At 57.5% G+C, this 23,871-nt stretch carries 23 protein-coding genes and 1 tRNA gene; 16 read left to right on the plus strand and 8 right to left on the minus strand.

The features are described 5' to 3' along the window. Positions 1 to 31: 31 nt before the first annotated feature. The gene (locus DES49_RS07855) at positions 32 to 979 is read left to right on the plus strand and encodes a DUF6160 family protein (protein ID WP_133735860.1); all 948 of its coding nucleotides are present in this window, start codon (positions 32 to 34) and stop codon (positions 977 to 979) included. Between the two features lie 19 nt (positions 980 to 998). On the opposite strand, the gene DES49_RS07860 is transcribed toward DES49_RS07855, so the two are convergent. Continuing rightward, positions 999 to 1,292: a hypothetical protein gene (locus DES49_RS07860; RefSeq protein WP_133735861.1), complete on the minus strand. Its 294-nt coding sequence runs from the start codon at positions 1,290 to 1,292 to the stop codon at positions 999 to 1,001. A 183-nt stretch (positions 1,293 to 1,475) separates the two neighbouring features. Between DES49_RS07860 and DES49_RS07865 the strand changes: the two genes are divergently transcribed. The 8 genes from DES49_RS07865 (at position 1,476) to DES49_RS07900 (ending at position 12,678) form a co-directional block, all read left to right on the plus strand. Beyond that, a complete protein-coding gene (locus tag DES49_RS07865; RefSeq protein ID WP_243864958.1) occupies positions 1,476 to 4,166 on the plus strand; it encodes a mechanosensitive ion channel domain-containing protein in 2,691 nt (896 codons plus the stop codon). Between the two features lie 264 nt (positions 4,167 to 4,430). Further along, a complete protein-coding gene (locus DES49_RS07870) occupies positions 4,431 to 5,822 on the plus strand; it encodes a tyrosine-type recombinase/integrase (protein WP_133735862.1) in 1,392 nt (463 codons plus the stop codon). Positions 5,823 to 6,115: 293 nt separating this feature from the next. Beyond that, positions 6,116 to 6,301, plus strand: a complete 186-nt coding sequence (locus tag DES49_RS07875; protein WP_133735863.1) for a helix-turn-helix transcriptional regulator — start codon at positions 6,116 to 6,118, stop codon at positions 6,299 to 6,301. A 178-nt stretch (positions 6,302 to 6,479) separates the two neighbouring features. Next, complete coding sequence (locus DES49_RS07880; protein ID WP_133735864.1) at positions 6,480 to 9,092, plus strand: DUF3987 domain-containing protein; 2,613 nt, start codon at positions 6,480 to 6,482, stop codon at positions 9,090 to 9,092. Between the two features lie 588 nt (positions 9,093 to 9,680). Beyond that, entirely contained in the window at positions 9,681 to 10,040 is a 360-nt protein-coding gene (locus DES49_RS15550; protein ID WP_133735865.1) for a hypothetical protein, read from the plus strand. After that, the gene (locus DES49_RS07890) at positions 10,037 to 11,515 is read left to right on the plus strand and encodes a hypothetical protein (RefSeq protein ID WP_133735866.1); all 1,479 of its coding nucleotides are present in this window, start codon (positions 10,037 to 10,039) and stop codon (positions 11,513 to 11,515) included. The genes DES49_RS15550 and DES49_RS07890 overlap by 4 nt, the downstream gene beginning before the upstream one ends. Positions 11,516 to 11,527: 12 nt before the next feature. Then, the gene (locus tag DES49_RS07895; RefSeq protein ID WP_133735867.1) at positions 11,528 to 12,316 is read left to right on the plus strand and encodes a hypothetical protein; all 789 of its coding nucleotides are present in this window, start codon (positions 11,528 to 11,530) and stop codon (positions 12,314 to 12,316) included. An 86-nt stretch (positions 12,317 to 12,402) separates the two neighbouring features. Beyond that, the gene (locus DES49_RS07900; RefSeq protein ID WP_133735868.1) at positions 12,403 to 12,678 is read left to right on the plus strand and encodes a hypothetical protein; all 276 of its coding nucleotides are present in this window, start codon (positions 12,403 to 12,405) and stop codon (positions 12,676 to 12,678) included. On the opposite strand, the gene DES49_RS15615 is transcribed toward DES49_RS07900, so the two are convergent. The 3 genes from DES49_RS15615 to DES49_RS07915 form a co-directional block, all read right to left on the minus strand. Continuing rightward, positions 12,675 to 12,971, minus strand: a complete 297-nt coding sequence (locus DES49_RS15615; RefSeq protein ID WP_243864959.1) for a zinc ribbon domain-containing protein — start codon at positions 12,969 to 12,971, stop codon at positions 12,675 to 12,677. The two genes, DES49_RS07900 and DES49_RS15615, sit on opposite strands and share 4 nt — an antisense overlap. 272 nt (positions 12,972 to 13,243) lie before the next feature. Further along, positions 13,244 to 13,591, minus strand: a complete 348-nt coding sequence (locus DES49_RS07910; protein ID WP_133735869.1) for a hypothetical protein — start codon at positions 13,589 to 13,591, stop codon at positions 13,244 to 13,246. A gap of 175 nt (positions 13,592 to 13,766) precedes the next feature. After that, positions 13,767 to 13,856 (minus strand) — tRNA-Ser (locus DES49_RS07915). A gap of 152 nt (positions 13,857 to 14,008) precedes the next feature. Between DES49_RS07915 and DES49_RS07920 the strand changes: the two genes are divergently transcribed. The 4 genes from DES49_RS07920 to DES49_RS07935 are packed head-to-tail and all read left to right on the plus strand — an operon-like array spanning position 14,009 to position 15,756. After that, positions 14,009 to 14,722 (plus strand): Bax inhibitor-1/YccA family protein, encoded by a 714-nt coding sequence (locus tag DES49_RS07920; protein ID WP_133735870.1) that lies wholly within the window; start codon positions 14,009 to 14,011, stop codon positions 14,720 to 14,722. A gap of 7 nt (positions 14,723 to 14,729) precedes the next feature. Beyond that, a complete protein-coding gene (gene tusD, locus DES49_RS07925; protein ID WP_133735871.1) occupies positions 14,730 to 15,125 on the plus strand; it encodes a sulfurtransferase complex subunit TusD in 396 nt (131 codons plus the stop codon). A 38-nt stretch (positions 15,126 to 15,163) separates the two neighbouring features. Further along, on the plus strand, positions 15,164 to 15,469 hold the full coding sequence (locus DES49_RS07930; RefSeq protein ID WP_133735872.1) for a DsrE family protein: 306 nt from the start codon (positions 15,164 to 15,166) through the stop codon (positions 15,467 to 15,469). After that, positions 15,466 to 15,756 (plus strand): DsrH/TusB family sulfur metabolism protein, encoded by a 291-nt coding sequence (locus DES49_RS07935; protein WP_133735873.1) that lies wholly within the window; start codon positions 15,466 to 15,468, stop codon positions 15,754 to 15,756. The genes DES49_RS07930 and DES49_RS07935 overlap by 4 nt, the downstream gene beginning before the upstream one ends. A gap of 3 nt (positions 15,757 to 15,759) precedes the next feature. Here DES49_RS07935 and DES49_RS07940 read toward each other — a convergent pair whose 3' ends face one another. Beyond that, positions 15,760 to 16,959: a DUF445 domain-containing protein gene (locus DES49_RS07940; protein ID WP_166646035.1), complete on the minus strand. Its 1,200-nt coding sequence runs from the start codon at positions 16,957 to 16,959 to the stop codon at positions 15,760 to 15,762. Between the two features lie 94 nt (positions 16,960 to 17,053). Continuing rightward, positions 17,054 to 17,638 carry a Fe-S biogenesis protein NfuA gene (gene nfuA, locus DES49_RS07945; protein WP_133735874.1) on the minus strand — a complete coding sequence of 195 codons (585 nt, stop codon included), beginning with the start codon at positions 17,636 to 17,638 and terminating at the stop codon, positions 17,054 to 17,056. A gap of 324 nt (positions 17,639 to 17,962) precedes the next feature. Between nfuA and metH the strand changes: the two genes are divergently transcribed. Beyond that, positions 17,963 to 21,661, plus strand: coding sequence for a methionine synthase (metH, locus tag DES49_RS07950; protein WP_133735875.1), 3,699 nt, complete (start codon positions 17,963 to 17,965; stop codon positions 21,659 to 21,661). A gap of 132 nt (positions 21,662 to 21,793) precedes the next feature. Next, entirely contained in the window at positions 21,794 to 22,012 is a 219-nt protein-coding gene (locus DES49_RS07955) for a DUF2970 domain-containing protein (RefSeq protein ID WP_243864960.1), read from the plus strand. Positions 22,013 to 22,035: 23 nt separating this feature from the next. Here DES49_RS07955 and DES49_RS15490 read toward each other — a convergent pair whose 3' ends face one another. Together DES49_RS15490 and sohB are read right to left on the minus strand one after the other, a co-directional pair. Beyond that, entirely contained in the window at positions 22,036 to 22,173 is a 138-nt protein-coding gene (locus DES49_RS15490; RefSeq protein ID WP_166646036.1) for a hypothetical protein, read from the minus strand. A gap of 91 nt (positions 22,174 to 22,264) precedes the next feature. Then, positions 22,265 to 23,323: a protease SohB gene (gene sohB / locus DES49_RS07960; RefSeq protein ID WP_133735877.1), complete on the minus strand. Its 1,059-nt coding sequence runs from the start codon at positions 23,321 to 23,323 to the stop codon at positions 22,265 to 22,267. Positions 23,324 to 23,532: 209 nt separating this feature from the next. Between sohB and DES49_RS07965 the strand changes: the two genes are divergently transcribed. Further along, the gene (locus DES49_RS07965; protein ID WP_133735878.1) at positions 23,533 to 23,847 is read left to right on the plus strand and encodes an SCP2 sterol-binding domain-containing protein; all 315 of its coding nucleotides are present in this window, start codon (positions 23,533 to 23,535) and stop codon (positions 23,845 to 23,847) included. Positions 23,848 to 23,871 lie beyond the last annotated feature (24 nt).

Consider the following 23,871-nt stretch of genomic DNA (forward strand, 5'->3'; position numbering starts at 1 on the left):
CCCATTCCAGAAGCAAAGAGGAGAAATTGTGATGTACACAATGAAGAAAAGCCTGATCGCTGTATCCATTGCGGCAATGCCCCTTGCAGGCGTTGCCGAACTTCAACCCATGAACGACACGCAGATGAGTGGCGTTACCGGCCAGGCCGGCGTGACCATCGAACTGTCCACGGAAGCCACGATCGACAGCGTTGAGTACAGCCAGGGTTCCGACACTGGCTCCATGCTCATGAACAACGTTCGGATCGGTGGCCACGATCCCGGTGAAACGCTGGACGTCGACATCAACGTTGATCTTGTAGACAGCAGCGGCTCAATTTCCAATCCTCAGGGAGCCATGCCCACTGACCTGGAAGACGGTGACGCCTTCATCAATGTGCGCCCTCAAGGAACTGGCAACGGCGGCGGCACTTTGGGCACTGTCGAGCAGGGACTTGATATCGGCTCTCCCGATGCCACCGATGGAGGCGCACTGGAGCTTCAGTCCAGTGACGGATCGAACTCCGCCACCCTGATCTCGAATATCAGCGCCGATTTCTGGTTCTCTCAGCTGGATCTCACCGCCCGCGTTAATAATCAGATCGCTGGCGGCAATCCTGACAGCGGCTCAATCCGGCTCAGGACCATATTCTCAGGTGAGTTGGACGCGGATTTCGATGTCGCCGCGGTCTCGCTTCCGGGTGTTCGCATTTCCGGTGAGGATCGTCTGGCTTCGCTTCAGGACCCCACGACCGACATGTCCAGCGAAGCGATTTCAGGTGTAACTATTCGGGCTGAGATTGGCGCAGGTCCCGCGATCTCCGGAAACGCGGAACCTTCGGAAACGCTGCGGGTAGATCTTACTGACTTTACCGCAAGTATCTGGATGCCCGAGGTCAACGTTGGCAGCGGTGTTGACAGCGTTGCAAGCATCGGATCTGTTGGGATCGAAAACCTCAGAATCAACGATACGCAGATGTCCATCTACGGCCGCGAATAAAGCCATCTGGGACCGGGGTCTAATCCCCGGTCCCCTCCTCCCGCTGAATCTCCAGTGGTTGGTTCCTCAGCAGCTCCTCAAGCCTCTCGTGTTCGTCGATTCGCTGCAGTACACTCTTTCTAACCGGTTCGGGCATCTTTTCCGGATCAAGCCGGAGCGCACTGGGAAACTCCGGGGCTGCGTCTTTCTTTTCTTTTTCTTCCTCTTCGCCGCTCTTCCCGGCTGACGCCGTATCCTCGTCCGCAACCGTAGAACCCCACCCCATTGCCAACAGGATGGCAGGCACACAAATATAGAGCCACTTGCCGTTCATTACACACCTCTCTTGACCATGCTGGCGTTAAGTCCACCAGCCAGCGAATCCGTGTCATTGGCCGCAACCCTTTCCCATAGGTCGTTCAGGTTCTGCGGTGCTAGTATGAAGTTCAGGTGATTTGTTCGATCAGATTTTATATCAAACATCATCTTCATCACCCGACGCAAGGAGCGCGACGTCATGAACCGCCAAAGGCTACGCACCCGCTGCTGCGTCTGGTCGTTCTGCCTGATATGGGCGGTTGCCTTTTGCTTTGCCCCCATGCCGGCACACGCCGAACCAGATAACCAAAAAACGGGTGAAGAAACGAACGGGGAAGGCGTCGAGACTGCCACCGAAGAGGAAAAAGAAAAGCCCGAAGAAGCAAAGCCTGCTGTCCAGCCCGAACTGGAGGCCAGCACCAGAAAACCAGAGCAAATCCAGCTTCCTGACAGCGAAACGGCGGATATCCGCCAGCAGATTCAGGCCCTGAGAAGCTCCCTGGACCAACGCCTGATTGCGGTTGAATCCACACGCACCCGCCTCAGCTACGCGGAATCACTTCTCAATCGACTTCAGGACGAATACAACAGCTTTGAGCTTCGCCTGGAAAAAGCCGGCCTCAACCTCACCGGTGATTACGCGAGCCTCCTTGAGCAACGGCTTGAGCGGCTTCAGCGGCAAGGCATTGCGGAGGACCTGATTGACGACATTGAAAACCAGTTGTCTACAGCGCGCGAGGAGCAGCTTCGACTGGAAGAGTTTGAAGCCGTTATCGATCCCGGCGATGATGCCCGCAGCCAGCTGAGGAGCCAGAGGGCCAGCATCATCCGCCAGCTGCACAAGGCGGTCACGGAACACATTCGGGCGCTGAACGATTATTACAGGACGGTATCGGCGCTGCAGGAACAAGTGGAGGCCTATAAGGTTCTGCTGCAGCAGCGACTCTTCTGGCTGCCCAGTGCGCCAGCTGTAGGAGCCGAAACCCTGACAGAGCTGTTTGGGGCTGCCGCCTGGTTTGCCGAGCAGTTGCGTCTTGAACCGTTCAACGACGCAATACGCGAATCGATTCAGGAGCGTGGCGGGCCCATAACCCTTCTCATCGCCCTTCTGGCACTGCTGCTCATCAAGCGCGGGGCCATCAAACGCAACCTCAGGGCCAACGGCCAGTATGTTGGGAACGTTGGCCACGATCGCATCAAGTTTACGGTTTATGCATTCGCCAACAGCATCTTGTTGGCCCTCCCCGGCGTGCTGGTATTCGCTGTCGGGGCGCTTTTACTCATGGAGGGCAACGACTTTTTCTCGGGTCTGTCCAGGGGACTGGGCACTGCAGCATTAATCGTCCTCCTGCTGGCATTTTTTCATAATGTGGCCCGCCAGGGCGGATTGGGAGACGCGCATTTTTACTGGCATAGCGACTCACTGCGCGCCCTTCGCCGGGAACTGCCGTTTCTTCTGGCGGTTATCATCCCGATCACCGTGATCATGCCGACCACCGCAACACCCGCCGGATCCGAATTCGTGGACAGCCTCGGGCGCTTGCTCTTCACCGCCGCATCCATAGCGCTGTCGACCTTCGCGCATCGTATCCTGAGTGCGATCCGGGCCGACCGGCCGCAGAGCAAACGCCTGTTGTTCCTGCATGTACTGGCAGTGGCCACGCCCCTGGTACTGTTGGTGGCATCGCTGCTCGGCTATCACTACACCGCCCTGGTACTGGAGCGCAACCTGTTCATCAGCATCTGCTGGCTGGCATTCAACATCATGCTGTTCTACATCGGGCTACGGGCGCTTTCGGTCCGCGAGCGTCGCCTGACGCTGGAGCGGTTGCGGGAGCACCGTGAGGCTCAACGCCAGCTCGCCGTAACCAGGGAAAGCGCCGAACCCTCAGGTGAAGGGGTACCGCAAGCACTGGATATGCCGGAAATGGACCTCAGGGATATCAGTCAGCAGAGTACCGCGCTCCTGCGCATCCTGATTTCGGTGCTCGTCATTACCGGCCTCTGGCTGCTCTGGGCCAGCCTGATTCCGGCCCTGCAGCTGTTCGACAACATCACGCTCTGGACCATCGCCACCGACCTGGAAGGCGGCGATCCGCTACCCATTACCCTGGGTGACCTGCTGCTGGCGCTATTCGTTGGCGTGGGTACAGTGCTCGCCGTCAGAAACCTGCCCGGCACCCTGGAAGTCATGATGCTGAGCCGGATGAAGCTTGAGCCCGGTACCAGCTATGCCATTACCACCCTCACCACCTATGCCCTGGTGTTAATCGGTGTGGTGGTTTTCCTTGGGGTGATCGGCGTCCAGTGGTCGAAGCTGCAGTGGTTGGTGGCAGCACTCGGGGTGGGTCTGGGCTTTGGCCTGCAGGAGATCGTCGCCAACTTTGTGTCCGGCATCATCCTGCTGTTCGAACGCCCCATCCGCGTCGGAGACACGGTTACCATTGACGGCATTACGGGCACGGTCACACGTATCCGCATTCGTGCAACCACCCTGGTTGACTGGGACCGCAAGGAGCAGATCATTCCCAACAAGACCTTCGTGACCCAGGATCTGACCAACTGGACACTGTCCGACTCCATCACGCGCGTCATACTGGAAGTCACCGTTGCCTACGGCTCCGATGTGGACCAGGTTCAGGAACTGCTTACGGAGGTGGCACAGACCAACGAACGGGTCGTGGATGACCCGGCACCGGCAGTGTTCTGCGTGGGCCTGGGAGATAGCGGTATTGATTTCGAGCTGCGGGTGTTTGTGAAAGATCCCCTGGACATTATGCCCCTGTCCCATGAGATCAACGCCGCCATTACTCGGGACCTGCATGAGGCAGGCATCGAGATCCCCTTCCCCCAGCGGGATATTCACGTTCGGTCAATCATGGATACATGAACTGCGACGGGGCCGTAATTCTACAACGAAAGCGTTAAATGGCGGTGGGCCAGTCCGCTTCGGAGGGCTATATATGCCTGATTTTACCCATTTTTTTAGAACGTCTCCGCAATAAATCCCTGATTACTCCCATAATCCTGTAAACCCCTGTCGCACCTTGTAACATCCAATGTTATTCTTTATGGTACGTATATGAGTACGTGAACTTTTTGAGGGGTTGGGTTTCTGGTGCGGGATTCGAACCCCTTACAGGGAGGCGGTGACATGCCAAAGAAAGCGAAAGAGATGACAGCGAAAGAGGTGCGGGATCTGAAACCGCGCATTGGTAAAGACGGAAAACCGTACAATACCTATTATGCCGTTGGTGGTGTCTCCGGTCTAAACCTGGAGGCGGCGGCAACCGGCGGCAAGTCCTGGGTTTTACGTGTCGCCGTTGGTGTCCAGCTCGACACCAAAGGGAACCCGAAACTGGATAAGAATGGCTATCCCAAACCACAGCGCCAAAGTATCGGCCTTGGTGGCTTCCCTGATGTATCGCTTTCACAGGCGCGTGACAAGGCGCGAGAGATCAAAGAAAAGATCGCGCAAGGCATCAACCCGCTGGAGGAAAAGAAAGCCGCCAGAGCCGCCCTGATTGCCGCCCAACGGCGCAACGTCACTTTCCGGGAAGTGGCGAAAGACTGCTATGACGTTAAAGCCGCTGAGTTCAAAAACGAGAAACATTCCCTGCAATGGTGGCGCACCCTGGAGGTTAATGCTTTTCCGTCTATCGGTGACATGCCCATAAACGAGATCAGCACGGATGACGTTGTACGCACCCTGAAACCAAAATGGGACAGCACGCCGGACGCGGCTGACCGCATACGTCAACGCATGGGCGCAGTATTTGAGTATGCCTTGACCGGGGATAAGCCAATCCGCACCAATCCGGTCAACCCTGCCCGATGGGAGAATCTGAAGGGCAAGCTACCTGCCTTCCAGGCCGTCAAAAAGAAATCCGGCAAGGCCAACCGTCACCATCCCGCCCTGCCCTATAAAGACATGCCGCGCCTAATGGCGGATCTGCGTTCGAAACATGCCAACGGGGCGAAGGCTTTGCAGTTTGCCATATTAACCGGCGCTCGCTCCGAGGAAGTCAGAAAGGCCACGTGGGATGAAATCGACCTGACCGAAAAGACATGGCACTTGAGCGCAGAGCGGATGAAAGCCGACCGGCCCCACACGGTCCCATTGTCGGATGCTGCCGTGGAGCTACTGAGGACCATGCCGAAAAAGACTCCGGGTAATCTGATATTCGGATCAGCACAAGGCAAAGTTATGTCAGATAACACGCTATCCAAGCTCATTAAGGACATGCACGCGGCGGATCTGAAGCGCGGTGGCGACGGATACACCGACCCAAAACAGGATAACCGTATTGCAACGCCACACGGCACGGCGCGTTCGAGCTTCAAAGAATGGGCCAGGAAGGCCACAAGATACCCGGACGAGTATTCCGAGATCGCGCTGGCACACGTCAACACTGACGAGACGCGCTCCGCGTATGCGCGTGACGAGCTACTGGCAGAGCGTCGGCCAATGATGCAGGAATGGGCGCGGTATTGTTACCAGGGCGATCAGTCGGAATCAGAGGATGCGGAGAAGGAGGCCGGTTAAAACGGTTATAAAAACCCCTTGCCTTATAACTGAAACATGCTGTAGCATTGGATCTGTAACATGCTTAATGTTACTACAAATTGCAAGCTTGAGCGATGGCAACTTAACAGCGTCAGCCGAAGACGGGGTCTCCGGAAAGGCGTTCCGACGGGGTCGGTGGCCGTGCCAGATAAGTTGAATAGCTCGTAAAAGTGGCGGTGCCACCTGCTTTGCGGAGTCAATCTGATTGATGATGCAGCCGGTGGACCGCCATTTTTTTATGCGCGTGGGGCCGGTTGCCCGGAGACCCCAAAATGAGCGAGCTGAAAAAATACCTCTCTGACAGTGATAATGCGACCCGTTACGGCGTAAGCCGTCAAACCGTCTGGCGCTGGGTGCGTCAGGGTAAGTTCCCCTCCCCTATCCGTATCAACGGATGCACCCGCTGGAAACTCTCCGACCTGGAAGCGTGGGAAGCACGCCAGGAGGGTGTAGCGTGAGCGCATACACCACGATCCAAGTAGCTACCCTGGAAACCGGCGTTAGCAAGGGATTGCTGATTCCTGCCATTGCCAGAGGCGAAGTAAGAGCCTGGAGCATTGCCGGTGAAACTGTCGTTGTCCTTTCCGATGTTCGCAGCTTCAAAGCGCGGATTATGGCTGACAGGGGGTGCGAATCATGCGATTGAATGAGAACGCCCCCGCAGCCTGGGAAGCTGACGAGGGCACACAAGAGACGAGCGGGCAAGCTCAAATTGATTATAACGTAATCAGTGACGAAGCCGCTAGCGCCCTGATGAGCGCGTATCCGTGCTGTCTGGTGTATCAAAAGGGCGAGATTGACGGTAACGGCAACCCCTCTCCGGGCAAGAATCCCAAAGGGTTTAAGTGGACCGACAATCCGCGCAAAGCTACAGAGCGAAGCGCCACCGATGGGATAGGCGTTATCTGCGGATTCTCTGGCAACTACAGCGCCCCGGTGGGAGCCGTGGACGTTGATGTTACGCATGAGGACGCAGCGCGTGAGCTTTACGACTTTATCAGCCAGTACCTAAAAAACAGGGACGGGGCAAAGCTGGTACGCACCGGCAAGCCGCCAAAGTTCCTCATTCCCTACCGCATGCCGGAGGTGGCGAAAAAGAAAAACACCACCGCGCTCTATCCGGTAGATGCTGAGTCTGGGTTAATCCATACGGAAAGGGAGCATAAAAACCAGGTGGAGTTCCTGGGCAAAGGCGAGCAGTTCATCGCGTACCACATTCATCCTGATACTGGCGAGCCGTACCAGTGGCGGAACCTTTGCGACGAGAACGCCCCTCAGAGCTTGCACGAGTGCGACCCTGCCGAGCTGGTGGAGCTGACAGCCGATGATCTGGATACGTTTGATTGGGCGTTTAACGAGATCGCAGACCGCCACCGGCTGGAGCCGAAACCGAAAGGCGACAAAGACCAATCCAAGCCGTGCCAGTCCCTAGAATCTGCCGTGCATGAAAGCGAGGCGGATCACGTTGATTATCTGGTTTCGTGGATTCCAAACAATGATGCGGACTATGACGATGAATGGTTCCCGATCATTGCGGCTATCCATGACGCGGCAGGCGAAGCCGGGAAAGAAATAGCCCGTAAATGGTCTGCCCAATCAGGATTGCACGAGGAAGGCAAGTTCGAGAAAACCTGGGGCAGCATGGGCAGCTATTCCGGCAAGCGAGCCAGTAAGGGGAAACTGATTGCCCTGGCCCGCGAGAATGGCATGCCCAGAAGTAACCCCAGAGCGTCGACAACATCCGCACAACAGCCAAACCCACCGGAGCCGGACCAGTGGCCTACCCTGGCCGATCCGTTCGCAGAGTACACCGTCCCGGCCTTTCCGCTGGATATTCTGCCCAATGCGTTTCAGACGTTCTGCCGTGAGAAGTCGGAACAATCGGGCTTTGATGAAGGCGGTTACGCGTTCTGCCTGCTGGCTGCGTTCGGTAACACCGTGGACCACCGCGCCCAACTGGATCTGGGACCGTTCAAGGTGCCTGCCTTTTCCTGGAATGGCCTCGTGGACAGCTCAGGGGGCGGCAAGAGTCCGGTACTCAGTGCATCCATCAAAGCGCCTTGCGAGATCAATGACGCCATTGTCAGAGACTCTGAGCGTGCTATGGGCAAGTGGCGCGAGGAGCTGGAGTCTGCAAAGCAGGCCAAACAAGATCCGCCGCCCAAACCTCCCTGGAAGCAGCGCCATGCCAGTGACACCACCACTGAGGCATTGGCTCAACTTCTGAGCGACAACCCGGAAGGCGTCAATCTGTACTTTGACGAGATGACCGAGTTCCTGGGGCGCATGGATGCCTACAGTGGCAAGGATGGCGGAAAGGACCGTGGTGTCTATCTGCGCTCGTGGGATGGCGGTCAAGTAACGATCAACCGCGCAACCAAGGAACCGCTGGTGGTGCCCAACTTCAGCGTGGGAATACTCGCTGGTGTTCAGCCAGAGGTACTAGCGCAGAAGTTCCAGAAGTCGGGAGGCGCTTCCGGCGCTGATGGGCTTTATCAGCGGTTTGCCCTGTACTGCATGCGCCCTGCCGGTGAAGTCGATTACATGGCAAAGCTGAATCCGTTTACCGAAACCAACGTGACTCAGGTATTTAACGCCCTGCAACGGTGGAACGAGGACGAAACGAAGCTGTCAGCCAGTCTCACAACCGGCGCTCAGAGTCTAATGCAGGACTACCACAACCAGGTTAGAAAGCTGGCAACGCGGACCAGTGCAAGGCGCTTTGCAGAGCATCTAAACAAGTTCCCCGGCATGCTGGGGCGCTTTGCGTACTCGCTGCACTTGCTCTATGCCGCCGCCCGTGACGAGCCGCCCCACCAATACGTTGATGCCGACACTATGAAGCAGGCCATGAAGCTGATGCGCGTGCTGTATCGCCATTCAGAGGCCGTCTATGCGGTTCTGGATCAACAGGCGGGGGATGTTAAGGCGCTCGTTATCAGTGCCGCTGAGGCGATTCTGGCGAAGCAGTGGGCGCAGTTTAAGAGAGGCGATCTGACGCGCAATGCGACCTATTGGCAGGGGGCGGAGTCGTACCATGCGGAGAGTGCAACGGATTACCTGATCGAGATGGGCTGGATAGCCGACATTACACCACCACCGATTCCAGGCAAGCGGGGGCGGCGCTCTGATGGTGTCTTTGCCGTTAATCCAAAGGTGCATGCTCAGTTCAGCGAGCACCAGAGGCGGATCAAGGAGGCCAGAGCCGAAAGGTATCAGGCATTGAAGGAAGTCGCGGGAGGGAATTAGTTGAATTTCTTGTATGCGCGTACGAGACGGAAAGTATAAATAACCCCTCTATATATATTTTTCACTTCGTACGCACATACAACTTATTCAACAAAATACCGTGGTGAAGCCCAGCCAGGGAGGGCAATCCCTAATGGTCAAAAAATGAACAGGACAACCCCATGAGAGACATAGACGAAACCCAAGAGAAAGGCGACTCGTGCAACCCTGCCGAGATCCTGGAGGCAGCGAAGGAGCTGAACGTCCCGGAGCATCATATACGCCCATTGTCGTGGTACGTGACGGGCTTTTGCCTGCATAACAAGGCAGAGCGGCATGGGCCTGCCCATCGGTTCTATTTAATGGCGGAGCGGGAGGCAGAGGCTATCGCAGTGATTTACGGATAACGAACCAGAGCCAGGGATGGCACGCCACCTTTCAGACCCAGCCGCAAGAATAGCCCCAATCAACCCCGCTACCCTGCCCTGAAACCCCTTATGGCGGTCATATACGCCGCCATACCGTCATATAAGTCATAAACCTATGGACGCACCTTTTTATAACGTGCCATAATACGTACCATAAACAGGTTAAAAACGGCGCGATTACATGCCCAAACAGTCAGACATACCAAGCAAGTTTAACCACGGCTGGCTCCAGGATCTTGACTCCAGGACTGCCCTGGCCCGTGAGCTACGGGAACGCTATAAGGCCCTGACCGATGATCTAGGGGGCGCTGATCGGCTTTCATACGCCCAGGCTAGTTTAGCGGAACGCGCCCTCTGGCTGGAGCGCTTTCTGGTACTGCAAGAGCAAGAGCTGGCCAATGGTAGGGAGTTCGATGCTTCCCGCTGGGTCCAAGCGTGCAATAGCTTGCAAGGGATCCTCACCAAGCTGAGGTTAGAGCGAAAAGCCAAAGAGGTCCCCTCGCTTGGTGAATACCTCAAGGCGAAAGGTGGCAACCAATGACCGACCGACACCCCGCTCCAGCTCCAGTCGATCCCATAACGGCCTTAACCGATGACAACCTGCTTGCGCCGATGCTCCCTGGCGTCCATGACGGAAGCTGGGATAACTGGCTCGTTATCGTGCGTGGCCTTTACGGCATGCCGATGACCGACGAACAGGCGGCGACCTGGAGGCAATTAACCGACCGTGAGCCGCCCTCAGAGCCGCTACGCAGCGCTTTTATGCTGGTGGGTAGAAGGGGCGGGAAAACGCAGATAGCCGCCGCCCTGACGCTCTATGAAACCGCTATGAGGGACTGGAGCAACGTCCGGTCTGCCGGTGAGCTGATTGTCGGCGCTATGGTTGCCGGGGATCGTCGGCAAGCCGGACAAGCCATGCGATATATCAGCGGTGGCCTTGATAGTTCCTCGATGCTGAAGCGGATGGTGGTCAAAGAGACAACGGAAGCTATCGAGTTAAGCAACGGGACAGAAGTCACCGTAATGACGGCCAACCATAGGACAATTCGCTCGCGCAGCTTTGGCGCGCTGATCTGCGACGAAATCGGCCACTGGTATCAAGAGGGAGCGTCACCAGACGTTGAAATCGTCCGAGCCGCTGAACCTGCCCTCAGTCTCACTAACGGCCTGCTGTTAGGCGCATCAACCCCGCACAAGCGTGATGGCGTGCTGCATTCCAAAGACAAGCGCCATTGGGGTGATGACGAGTCTAAGACGCTCATCGTTCACGGCACGAGCCGCCAACTTAACCCGCGCTTGCCGCAGTCGGTAGTAGACGAGGCGATGGCAGAGGACGAGGCCGCCGCCCGTTCGGAGTACCTGGCAGAGTGGCGTGATGACCTTGCCGGATTCATTCAACGCGACGTCCTGGAGGCGCTGGTCGATCCCGATGTGACCGAGCGTGAACCCGACCGCAACACCCGCTATCGGGCCTTTATTGACGTATCCGGTGGCGTCGGGGATTCGTTCTGCTGGGCAGTAGCGCATAGCGAGGATGGCGTCGACATTCTGGATCTGGTGAAAGAGGTCAAGCCGCCGTTCGATCCGCTCCAGGTAACAATGGAATGCGCCGAGGATCTGAAGCGGTACAAGCTGCGCAGAGCTGCCGGTGATGCCTACGCTGCCGAGTGGGTAACGTCTCACTTCCGCCGATGTGGGATTGAGTACGACCGCAGCGACAAAAACCGCAGTCAAATCTATTTGGACGCCCTGCCCCGGCTGACTTCCGGCAAGGTGACATTGCTCGACAATCAGCGCCTCATCAATCAGGTGGCTGCCCTGGAGCGTCGAACCCGCAGCGGTGGCCGGGACTCAGTAGACCATCCTAGAAACGGATCAGATGATGTTGCCAATGCTGCGCTTGGTGCAATTTGCGGCCAATCGCGCGACCGCAGCGGCTGGATTCAACCAATGCCGGTGGCATTCCCCGGACAAGTGCAACAGCAACCCAAACGCTGGACCCCAATAGGACACTAAGAGGACATAACCATGAGTATGCGAACCGATTTGAAATTCCAGAACGGCAAACTTTCCGCCAACGTGGAATCCAACAATGCAGACGCCCGCGAGGCGCTGCCCCCGATTGACCCCGGCGACCGGCTAGGGTCTGACCAGTGGGGCGAGGCGCTGAAAAAGCAGGCCGGGGATCTGGCCGATGATCCGGCGCTGAATACTGCCGCCCGCGCCCATGAGCGGCTGGTTAAAGGGTTTCAGTCAGTCGCACAGCAACGGGACACGCAAGACCCTTCAGTGCCACAGCTCCAACATCTCCGACAAGTTGAGACTAACTTTAACTCCCTGGTGAGCATGGCTAGTAAGCAGACCAGTGCCGCCCGTGAGGACGTGGCGAAGCGCGTGAAGGACGTTAAGGCAGAGTTCGAGCAAGGTATCGGATTCAATGATAAGGACGCTTCCGAGATTCGCGGAATGCTGCGCAACATGGATCAGGATCAGCGCTCCGAGTTCATTCAACAGGCGGTAGAAAACGGGGATGGAAACGTAATGGCGGCGGTTTTCCGCTCGCATCCGTCCCTGTCTGGGCTCTCTCAGGACGCCGTAAACGCCCGCTATCGCCAAGCCATGCGAAAGCACGCCCCCAAGGCGGAAAAGCTGCTGGACAGCCTAGAGCAAGCTGATTCGCTGCTGTTTGATTCGTTCAACGACCTGTTGACCAAGGGCGACCAGCTCACAGCTAAAGAGATCCGCGAAAAGAAAGAGCAGGAATCCCAGGCCGCGAAGCAGGCGGCTGATGCTGTCACTGCCGATTGGACTGCGTAACCGATCAACCGCCGCCCCGCTTTGCCCTAACCGCCCCCTAGCAACGGGCTTAGCGGTGGTGGCGGCCTTTTTAGGAGATCCCGCCCGTGGAAGCACGCAACGTAGATTGTGAAGACCCCGCAGACCGGATAACCGGCGAGCGTCGGCTATGGGCGGAGGCTCTGGGGCAGTTATTGCGTGATGGGATTGCCCATTGGAAGGGCAAGCAAGGCGCATCCGGTGGAGCCACACCCACGGACCTGGAACAAGCCTTCGATGATCTGTGCAGGGCTGGTCCTATGACGCGCTATGTATGCGACCGGCTGGAGGTGGACGCGCAGACGGTGGCGGAGCAGTTCATCCGGTATCTGGAGGCGCATTAAGATCCGTAAGTAATCCAAGCGCCGATAGCCAAAGCAATAAAGGCGGTAATCATTCCAGGACCAAAGCCCGCTGTCATTCCAACCACAACAGCGACACCTATCCCGACTAACGCAAAGGCTTGACCAAGATCGTTCCGTAGTTTTGAACGCTGGTTGCCCTTTTTATTGGCATCTACGCTTCCGGGCGAAGGTTGCCCCGCTGCACTGGAGCTGATCGGACAGCCGCACTCGTTACAGGTTGCGGCCTTATCTGAGACTTGTTTACCGCATTCCGGGCAAGCAATGAGCGCCATGGTGCTGATCCTCGTTTCCGTGCCTTTGCGAAGTATGGCAGACAATATGCCGCATTGCCGGAGCGAGCTGTAAGGATACGGTAAGGATCAAGGGAAAGGTGCCAGTCCTCTCCCTGGCTAGTCCCACCACTGAGCAGGTGGCGCACCCCGTCGGCATCCGTGCTAATCGCATCCGTGCATAGGGGCTCTCATCCGTTGAGACGGTGCGAACGATACAGAGCAAACGGCATACCCAGTATAGGCATTTTGCTCATGGACGTGTAGGAAATCGCTTACACATCGTCATCTTCATGCATATCAAACCAGCTAGCCAACTCATCCACACAACGGCTGAGCTGAAGCCGCTCTTCTACGCTAAGTGAGCGCGCCTTAACAATCCAAGCGCCCTCCCCCTTTTCATCCTCCACTTTTTCTGTGTTCATCATTCCTTGGATAACTTTAATCCAATCCTTAGCACTTTCATCCAGGAACGGGCTAACTTCTTCAGTCTCAATGCCTTTAAGACCAAGATGGCAAGCGTGGAAAGCGTTAGCGATTGACCCCTCCTCCCCCTCCAGATGGGGAAGCATCAAACACGCACGGGCTTCATTCAATTTTTCAGCTGGGTAAGTAAACCGCATAGAACCGCTCCTATTCCGAATTTATGTCAGATAGAAGGGAGTGAGGCATATAGACGCCAGAGGGTCAATATCGGGATCGGGACAACCGGATAGTTTCTAACCGTTTTCAGGTTGGTACGTAGAAAGGTGCGTTACGCCCTAAATTCTTCGTAACTACCTGAAAATAAAGGAGTAATGGCGGTGGGCCAGGGATTCGAACCCCGGGAGGGCGTTAACCCTCGGCGGTTTTCAAGACCGCTGCATTCGACCACTCTGCCAGCCCACCGGCAGGTGTTGCCCGAACGGACAACGCAGCGAATGATACCCGAAAAGCCGCCGCTGTCAAAGGGGCGGAAATCGACGAAATGCCTTTGCTTCCCAACTAATAGCCATTATTATTGGGTAGAACTCTGACACTGTAATATCAGGAGCGTATTGATGGACAACAACCGTTTTCCGGGCACGGCACAGGCCCAGACCCAAGGCGGTACTGCGAGCCAGGGACTAAGCCTCGAAGTCGTTAAGGTACTGCGCAATACCTACACACTGCTGGCCATGACACTGGCATTCAGTGCCGTGATGGCAGGCATCTCCACCGCCATGGAAATGCCCTTCGGCGTCAGCCTGGTCTGCTTTCTGGTGTCCCTCGGGCTGATCTGGTTCGTGTTGCCTAAAACGGCCAACAGTTCCGCTGGTATCTGGGTTGTTTTCGCCTTCACCGGTCTGTTGGGTTTTGGTCTCGGGCCAACGCTGAACCACTACCTGAGCATGTCCAATGGCGGTAGTATCATCATGCAGGCCTTGGGCGCCACTGCGATTGTGTTCCTGGGGCTGTCCGGCTATGTGCTGACCACCAAGAAGGATTTCAGCTTCCTGCGTGGCATGTTGATGGCCGGTCTGCTCGTTGCTGTGGTCGGTGTTGTCGGCGTGCTTGTTCTCAGCATGTTCGGCGTCGATGTGAGCGCTGTCTCATTGGCCCTGAGCGGCATGATTTCGCTCTTGATGGCCGGGTTCATCCTGTATGACACCAGCCGCATCATTAACGGCGGCGAGACCAACTACATTCTCGCGACGACCGCGCTTTATCTGAACATCTACAACCTTTTCGTCAATCTGCTGCACCTCATTGGCGCCTTTACCGGCGACGGCTGATTCAGCCGTGAAACTCGCACTGATCATCACCGGTGCCCCCCATGACAGCCAGGCAGCAGCATCCGCCTGGCATGCCGCCAAGGCGGCACTCAAGGCGGGACACCAGGTGGTGAGAGTGTTCCTTCATGGAGAAGGGGTCCGGCTCGCGGGCCCGCTTCCCGTTTCCCAGGACCCTGCCAGCAACTGGCACCAGAAATGGTCCGACCTCATCCTCGCTCACGACATCCCGGCCACCGCCTGCGTGGGATCGGCACTGCGCCGAGGTCTTGTGGATGAACGTGAAGCTGCGCGATACGACCGCACCGCCAACATCCTTGACGGCTGGACCCTGGGAGGGCTTGGTGATTGGGTGGAAGCGGAATACGAAGCGGACCGGCTCATGCATTTCCAGTCGGATCGGTGACCCCATTGACTGTTTCTGCGACCAGGAGCCTGCTATTTGTGGCGGACCGCCCTTTTGGCAACGGCACCCAGGCCAGTGAGTTGCTGGAGATGCTGCTGTCGGCGGCAACATTCAACCTGGACACCGCCCTGCTGCTGTGCGGTGCCGGAATCAGCTGGCTCCATACTCCGGAATGCCTGGAGCGCCTCGGAGAGCTGCCTCTTTATGGCGCTGACACGCTCTACGTCAGCCGGGAAGAACTGGCGGTCTGGGGCAGTCCGGCCCTGCCGGACGTCTTCAAATCGGTGAGCGGGGACGAAATCCGGCAACTGTACCGGCAGTACGCGCGGGTGATACAGCCATGAAGACCCGGCTCCACATACTGAACAAGCCAGTGGATCACCCCCGCTACCGGCGGTGCCTGGAGGCGCTTGAGCCGGGTGATGTGCTGGTCCTCATGGAGTCCGGGGTGCTTGTGCTGATGGATGGAGCCCATTTCCCATCCATCATGGATGATGTTCAGGTGTACGCCATGGCTGAGGATCTTGCGGTCTATTCGCGGATGCAGGCACTGGAAGCGGACGTCAGGCCCCTCGGCTATCAGGGGCTTATCGAACTGGTCTGCCGCCTCGGATCACCGCTGAACTGGTGATCCCTAAAGCAGCAGAACCGGGAGGATAGCGACAACCGCGCCACAGACGCCGCCCGCCAGCATGAGTCGCCCCTCCTCTTCCTGGAATACCGGCCGCAGAATGGACTGAAAATCCTTCGCTGGCATTCCGGCGATGCGCTCTTCAATCAATGCCGCCACCACCTGCGCCCGGTCTTCATTGAAGGCGCTATCCTCAAATACCTCATCGGAGGCTTCCAGCGCACGCTGGTTCATCGCCTGCTTGAGTTCCGTATACCCGGAGGCACCAACCGCTACCTGGGTACTCAGTCGCATCACGATGGATTCATCCAGCATCGGTCTGAGGTGCTTCTGGATAATGGCCCGCGTTCGTGCGGACTTATCGCCATGGATCATGGCGTGAGCGACTTTTTCCACGGTCAGCAGTTCCCGGGCCACTTTATCCGCCCAGACGCGGCTTATCTCAGGCTGTTGCCGGACCAGTAACCCCTGGAAGCGAATTCCGACAACCCGACGCTCCTCAACCGGCCGAAAGATCAGGTTCAGTGCGATCCAGTTGGTCGCCAGCCCCACAAGGAAGCTGCCACCGACCAGCACCAGCGGATGCGGCCAAAGGTACCAGCCCGCCATCAGGCCAACCCCAAGCACGGCACCTATGAGGCCGCCACTCCGGACGACAAACCTGAAAGTACGCGATCCCGCGCCCCACAGCACCTCATTCATAAAAGCGGGCCGCTCGGCCAATTCCGCACTGAGTAGCGCCTTGAGATCCACCAGGGTTCCGAGCTCGCCCCCGAAATCATTGACCATCGCATCCACACGTTCCGGCAACTTACGTTCCACGAACTGATAGATCCGACGGCGGACTCTCAGGGGCAGGTTATCCCAGAGCACCGGGTGAAGGTCATACATGACGTCATCGACGTACTCATCGAGATGCGGCATGATGCGGCTGACCACTTCACCGGTAATCAGCGCCGGGTCCAGCCTCTGGTACAGGCCGGTTAGATCTCCCGTACGGGCCAGGGTCCCCTCAATGCAGCGGTGTGCCATCTTCTCCGCTTTTCGCGGAACGACGCCCTGCCAACCCAGCCAGGGGGGGTGCCCGAATGGTGCCACCGGCTCGAACAGCATCCACAGGGCCAGGCGGTTGGTGCCCCAACCAACCAGCGCCGTAAACACAGGAATGGTCCAGAAAACAAAGGGTAAATCAGCGAGTGCCACAGCGATGTCCAGAGTTCGGATTCAGGTGCACACTGTAGCGGATATGAAGGGGTTTCGGTATGGCACCGGGGCGCCCTGCCCCGGTGGAACAGCATCAGTAGTAGGCGTTTTCGCGGTAAGTGTGGTCCGTGACGTCCTCAATCCCGGCAATCTCCGGGAGCTGTTCCTTGAGGGTCCGCTCCACGCCCTGCTTGAGCGTCAGGCTCACGGCGGCACAGCCCTGACACCCGCCACCAAAGCGCAGAACGGCCACGTTGTCGTTGGTCAACTCCACCAGTGACACCTCGCCGCCATGGGCCGCGAGGCTCGGATTCACTTCCGCCTGCAGGATGTAATCCAGGCGCTCGGACAGCGGTGCATCCGGGCTGACCTGGGGCACCTTGGCGTTGGGCGCCTTGATGGTCAGCTGCCCCCCGGTCTGATCCTCCTGGAAATCAACCACGGCATCTTCCAGGAAGGTGACGCTGTTGTGATCGATATAGAGCGGAAATTCGTCCATATCCAGCTGCTCATCCGAGGGGACCACCTCGTGCGGCGGACAGTAGGCAAGGCAGGTCTCCGCATGCCGGGTGCCGGGCTGGGTTACGAAAAGACGTACTCCCATCCCTTCAACTTCCTGTTTTTGAACCAGTTGGCCCAGATAACGACGGGCTGATTCAGTGACGGTAACAGGTTCCAAGGCGCTTCCCCCTTGTGATTCGGAACTATAGCCGTATTGTAAGCAACCCGCACGACGATTGAAAGACCAAGCAAAACGCTCAGGTTTATGGCACAATATCAAAAATTATTGATGATCATGGCGCTCAATCAGGAAAACCACGTATTTTTCTGATAGGATGGCGCGACTTTAGAGACATACTAGATATCCCGGTTCAGGGACACGGACAGTTTCCCACCTTCAAAAACGCTCAGGATGACGCTCCCCTGCTCTCACAGGGCGACCGCCTGAAGCACTTGTTCTGTCTTTTGATTCGATAACTGACAAATTGAGGTAGTTGAATCCATGACTGATCGTAAAAGTCGACTGGAGCAGCTGAAAAACGCGCTGCAAGAACGCATCGTCATCCTGGATGGCGGCATGGGTACCGAAATCCAGAACCTGCAGCTCAGCGAGGCCCAGTACCGTGGTGAGCGGTTCAAGGACTATGAGTATGAGGTCAAGGGCAACAACGACCTGCTCTGCCTGAGCCAGCCGGAAATGCTGTGGGACATCCACAAGCAGTACATGGATGCCGGCGCTGACATCATTGAAACCAATACTTTCAACTCCACGCGGGTATCGCAGTCCGATTACCACATGGAGGACCTGGTTCCGGAGCTGAACCAGAAAGCGGCCCAACTGGCCCGTGAATGCGCGGATGCCAAGACCGCCGAGGATCCGAGCAAGCCGCGCTTCGTCGCCGGTGCCGTAGGCCCGACCTCCAAGACGGCATCAATTTCACCGGATGTGAACAACCCGGGTTATCGCAACACCAGTTTTGATGCGCTTTACGAGGATTACTACGAAGCCATCGAAAACCTCATCAAGGGTGATGTCGATATCATCCTGCTCGAAACCATCTTCGATACGCTGAACGCCAAGGCCGCGATCTACGCCGCCCAGCAGTACGAGATCGACTCGGGCGAGGAAGTGCCGCTGATGATCTCCGGCACCATCACGGACGCCTCTGGCCGTACGCTCTCCGGTCAGACCACGGAAGCCTTCCTCAACTCCGTTGAGCACGGCAACCCGCTGCTGATCGGCCTGAACTGCGCCCTGGGCGCCGACGCCATGCGCCCCTACGTGGAAGAGCTGGCCAACAAGGCTCCCTTCTACGTATGCACGCACCCGAACGCGGGTCTGCCCAACGAGTTCGGCGAATACGACCAGACGCCGGAAGAGATGGCGGACATTGTCGAAACCTTTGCCCGCGACGGCTTCCTGAACGTCATCGGCGGCTGCTGTGGTTCAACGCCCGAGCATATCCGCGCCGTTGCCGAGCGCATGAAGAAGTATGAGCCGCGCACAGTCCCGCACCGCAAGCCGCGCCTGCGCCTGTCCGGCCTTGAGCCGTTCACCGACGACGACAACGTCGTGTTCATCAACATCGGTGAGCGCACCAACGTTACCGGCTCCAAGAAGTTCCTGCGCCTGATTAAGGAAGAGCAGTACGAAGAGGCCCTGGAAGTGGCCAAGGACCAGGTTGAAAGCGGTGCCCAGATCATCGATATCAACATGGACGAAGGCATGCTCGACGCCAAGGAGTGCATGACCACCTTCCTGAACCTGGTCGCCTCCGAGCCGGACATCTCCAAGGTTCCGATCATGGTCGACTCCTCGCGCTGGGAAGCGATCGAAGAGAGTCTGAAGTGCATCCAGGGCAAGAGCATCGTCAACTCCATCAGTCTCAAGGAAGGTGAGGAAGACTTCCTCAAGAAGGCGCGAGCAGTACGCCGTTACGGCGCGGCCGTGACCGTGATGGGCTTTGACGAGCAGGGCCAGGCGGATACCGCCGAGCGCAAGATCGAGATCTGTAAGCGCTCCTACGACCTGCTGGTCGAAGACGGCTTTCCGCCCCAGGACATTGTGTTCGACCCGAACATCCTGGCGATCGGTACCGGCATCGAGGAACACAACAACTACGCGGTGGATTTCATCGAAGCCACCCGCTGGATCCGCGAGAACCTGCCCTACGCCTCCGTCAGCGGCGGCGTGAGCAACCTGTCGTTCTCCTTCCGTGGTAACAACGCGGTGCGTGAAGCCATGCACTCGGCCTTCCTGTACCACGCCATCAAGGCCGGTATGAACATGGGCATCGTCAACCCCAGCCAGCTGGTGGTCTATGACGACATTGGTGCTGAACTCAAGGAACATGTTGAGGACGTCATCCTGAACCGCCGCGAGGACGCCACCGACCGGTTGCTCGATATTGCCGAACGCTACAAGGGCCAGGGCGGCCAGGAGAAGAAGGAAGACCTGGAGTGGCGCGAATGGCCGGTTGAAAAGCGGCTTGAGCACGCGCTGATCAAGGGTATTACCACCTATATTGACGAGGACACCGAAGAAGCACGCCTGCGCGCTGATCACCCCATCGAGGTGATTGAAGGGCCGCTGATGGACGGCATGAACGTTGTTGGCGACCTCTTCGGCGAAGGCAAGATGTTCCTGCCCCAGGTGGTCAAGAGCGCCCGCGTCATGAAGCAGGCCGTCGCGATCCTGATCCCCTACATCGAGGCCCTGAAATCCGAAGGCCAGAAGGCCAAGGGCCGGATCCTGATGGCCACGGTCAAGGGCGACGTGCACGACATCGGCAAGAACATCGTTGGCGTTGTACTGCAGTGCAACAACTTCGAAGTGATCGATATGGGCGTCATGGTCCCCGCCGACCAGATCCTCCAGAAGGCCAAGGACGAGGATGTGGACATGATCGGCCTGAGCGGCCTGATCACGCCCTCACTGGATGAGATGGTACACGTCGCCAAGGAAATGCAGCGCCTGGAAATGAATATCCCGCTGCTGATCGGCGGCGCCACCACTTCCAAGGCGCACACCGCCGTCAAGATCGACCCGAGCTACGAGAACGATCAGGTCATCTATGTGAACGACGCGTCGCGCAGTGTGGGGATTGCGGCCAAGCTGGTCAGCGAGACACACAAGCAGGAACTGCTTGACGAAGTCCAGGCGGACTACGAGAAAGTGCGCGAGCGGCGCAAGAATCAGGGCCGCAAGGCCAAGATCATTCCGATCGACAAGGCCCGCGCCCGCGCGCCGGAACTGGACTGGGAGAACTATACACCCACCAAGCCGCAGTTCCTGGGTCTCAAGACCTTTGACCATTTCGACCTCAACGAACTGGTCGAATACTTTGACTGGGCCCCCTTCTTCCAGAGCTGGGATATGCCGGGTAAGTACCCGGAGATCCTGGACCATCCGGAAAAGGGCGAAACAGCCAGAAACCTCTTCAACGATGCCCAGAACATGCTCAAGTGGCTTGTCGAAGAGAAGAAAATCCGCTGCCGTGGTGTAATCGGTTTCTGGCCCGCCAACCGTGTGGGCGATGACATCGAGCTCTACGAGGACGATTCCCGCAAGAAGGTGCTGACCAAGGTGCATCACCTGCGTCAGCAGGACGACAAGGCGCCGGACAAGCCCATGATGGCCCTGTCCGACTTCATTGCCTCCAAGGAATCCGGTATTCCGGACTACATCGGTGGCTTTGCGGTAACTGCAGGCCCTGAAGCGGATGAGCTCGCGAAGGAATACGAAGAAGCCAACGATGACTACAGCGCCATCATGGTGAAGATCCTCGCGGACCGCTTTGCGGAGGCATTCGCCGAGTGCATGCACGCTCATGTGCGCAGGGAGTACTGGGGCTACCAGACTGATGAATCCCTCTCGACGGAGGATCTCATCAAGGAGCGCTACCAGGGCATCCGTCCGGCCGCCGGCTATCCCGCCTGCCCGGATCACACGGAGAAGCCCGAGCTGTTCCGCCTTCTGGACGCCGAGAACAACTGCGCCATGCAGCTGACCGAGAGCAACGCCATGCTCCCGGCCGCCGCTGTATCCGGCTGGTACTTCTCGCATCCCGAGTCCAAGTACTTTGCCGTCGGCAAGATCAGCTCGGACCAGATCGAGGACTACGCCAAGCGCAAGGGCATGAAGAAGAGCGAGGTTGAACGCTGGCTCATGCCGAACCTGGCGTATGATCCGGACGAGTAAGCGCGTCGGGATTCAATAGGCGCCCAGGCGGGCATCGGGGGCTGGCAGAGCCATGCCCCTGATGCCCGCTTTTTTTTGCTTTACAATAGCGCCCACAAACCACACTCATGGGTTCGGTCAATGGAGGCAGTCTTGAGTGAACAGAAGCAGTCAAAACCCGGATTCTGGCAGGTTGTCCTGAGCGTACTGGCGGCAGCGCTGGGCGTGAACTCGCGGCGCAATCAGGAGCGGGATTTCCAGTCCTCAACGCCCCTGCCGTTCATCGTCGGCGGTGTGATTTTCGGGGTGATTTTCGTGGTATCGATTGCGTTGATCGTGATGCTAGTACTGGAGAATACGGGCGCGGGATAGGCCCCGCACCCGGAAGGATCGCCTTACTGCGTCGCCACAAAGGTCGTCGCCAGGGCGACCAACAGAAGAATCAGCCCAACGGCGGCAAAGGCATCGGCCCGGTCATCCCCCTGGTCAGCGACTGCTTTCTCTTCCGTATTTGGATTGTCACCGTAGCTCATGGTCATCTCCTGAAAAAATCCGCATCATTGGTCATCATTCGCCGGCAATGATAACGGCCTTTTGCCCACACTGCCAGCCCGGCCGGATGGATTACTGATACCGACTGTGGCGCAACCACTCGAAACCCTTCATGAAAACGCTTTCCGCCACCGTTGCAGCAGTCAGCCCCAGCTTTTCAGGCAACGTCTTGCGTTTCTCATAGCGCACCAGGAAGACATCCCGGTCATTACAGGCGTCCATCAGCAATTCATCGGATGTTTTCAGCTCATCCGCCAGATTGACCTCAAGGGCCTGCCGGCCAAACCAATACTCGCCGGTTGCCACCCGATCAATGTCCACAGCCGGGCGGTGTTCACTCACGTACTGTTTGAAGAGCTTGTGGGTCTCCTCAAGGTCATCCCGGAATTTCTTGCGGCCCTTATCCGTATTTTCTCCAAAGACGGTCAGCGTCCGCTTGTATTCGCCGGCGGTCAGAACCTCGAAATCCACATCGTTTCGCTTCAGGAGCCGATGGAAGTTGGGCAACTGGGCCACCACACCGATGGAGCCCAGTATGGCAAACGGCGACGCCACGATGCGGTCCGCCACGCAGGCCATCATATAGCCACCACTCGCCGCGACCTTGTCGATACTTGCCGTCAGCGGTAGCGAGCGCTGTCGGATGCGATCAAGCTGGGCCGCCGCATAACCATAGGAATGCACCATTCCTCCGCCACTCTCAAGGCGAACAACCACCTCATCCCGCTGCGGATCGGCGACGCTCAGGATCGCGCTCACGCAGCGCCTCAGCGAGCCTGTCTGGCTGGCCTTTATATCCCCCTGGAAGTCCACAACGTAGAGGCGCTTGCGGCGGGCCTCCTCCGAGCCCTTCGCCGCCTTACTGCCGGCTTCCTTCTTTTCCTTCTTGCGCTTGCGTCGCAGGTCCTTGAGCCAGTGCTTCCTGGCGCCTTCATCCTGAATGCTGGCTTCAAGGGTTTCACGGGTTTCACGCACCCGGTCATTGACCCGCACTACCTGAATTTCCCCTTCGTCTTCTTCCTGGCGGGCCCTGTGTGCCGCCGACATGGCCATGGCGATGACGACCAGTGCCGCCACGGCAAAGGTGATGAGCTTGGCCAGAAAAAGACCGTATTCCGCGAGAACTTCCACTTTATGCCTCCTGTTGCGGAAACTGCTTTGAAAACAGCAAAGACTGCATTCTAACGATTAATCGCCGAGCGGGTAAGAATAACCGCAGTATTTGTCGACCGCATTCAAACAAGCGTTCGCTTTGCCTTGACAGTGCACAAAGGCCCACCTACAGTCAGCCCGAAGCCATCCCATTGGCGATTCCATAATGGCAATAAAGGGAAGCACGCATGTCTGTTAAACCCGTATTTGAAAAGCTTGAGAAAAACTTCAACGCCGATGCAGCGGCTGGCCTGGATCTCATCTTCCAGTTCGATATCGAAGATGATTCCCCGTATCACCTGGTCATCAAGGATGGCACCTGCGAGCTCAAGGAAGGCAAACATGACGACCCTTCCGTTACACTCATCATGAACACTGAGACGCTCCAGGGCATCGTCAGCGGCGAGACGGATGGCATGCAGGCCTTTATGGCCGGCCAGCTCCGAGCCGAAGGCGACATGATGCTCGCGACCAAGCTCGGCGAGCTGTTCAACATAGGTTGATCAGTCGTGACAGGCGCCGCCCCT

Source organism: Halospina denitrificans, from assembly GCF_004364635.1.
GTDB classification, from domain to species: Bacteria; Pseudomonadota; Gammaproteobacteria; order Pseudomonadales; family Oleiphilaceae; genus Halospina; species Halospina denitrificans.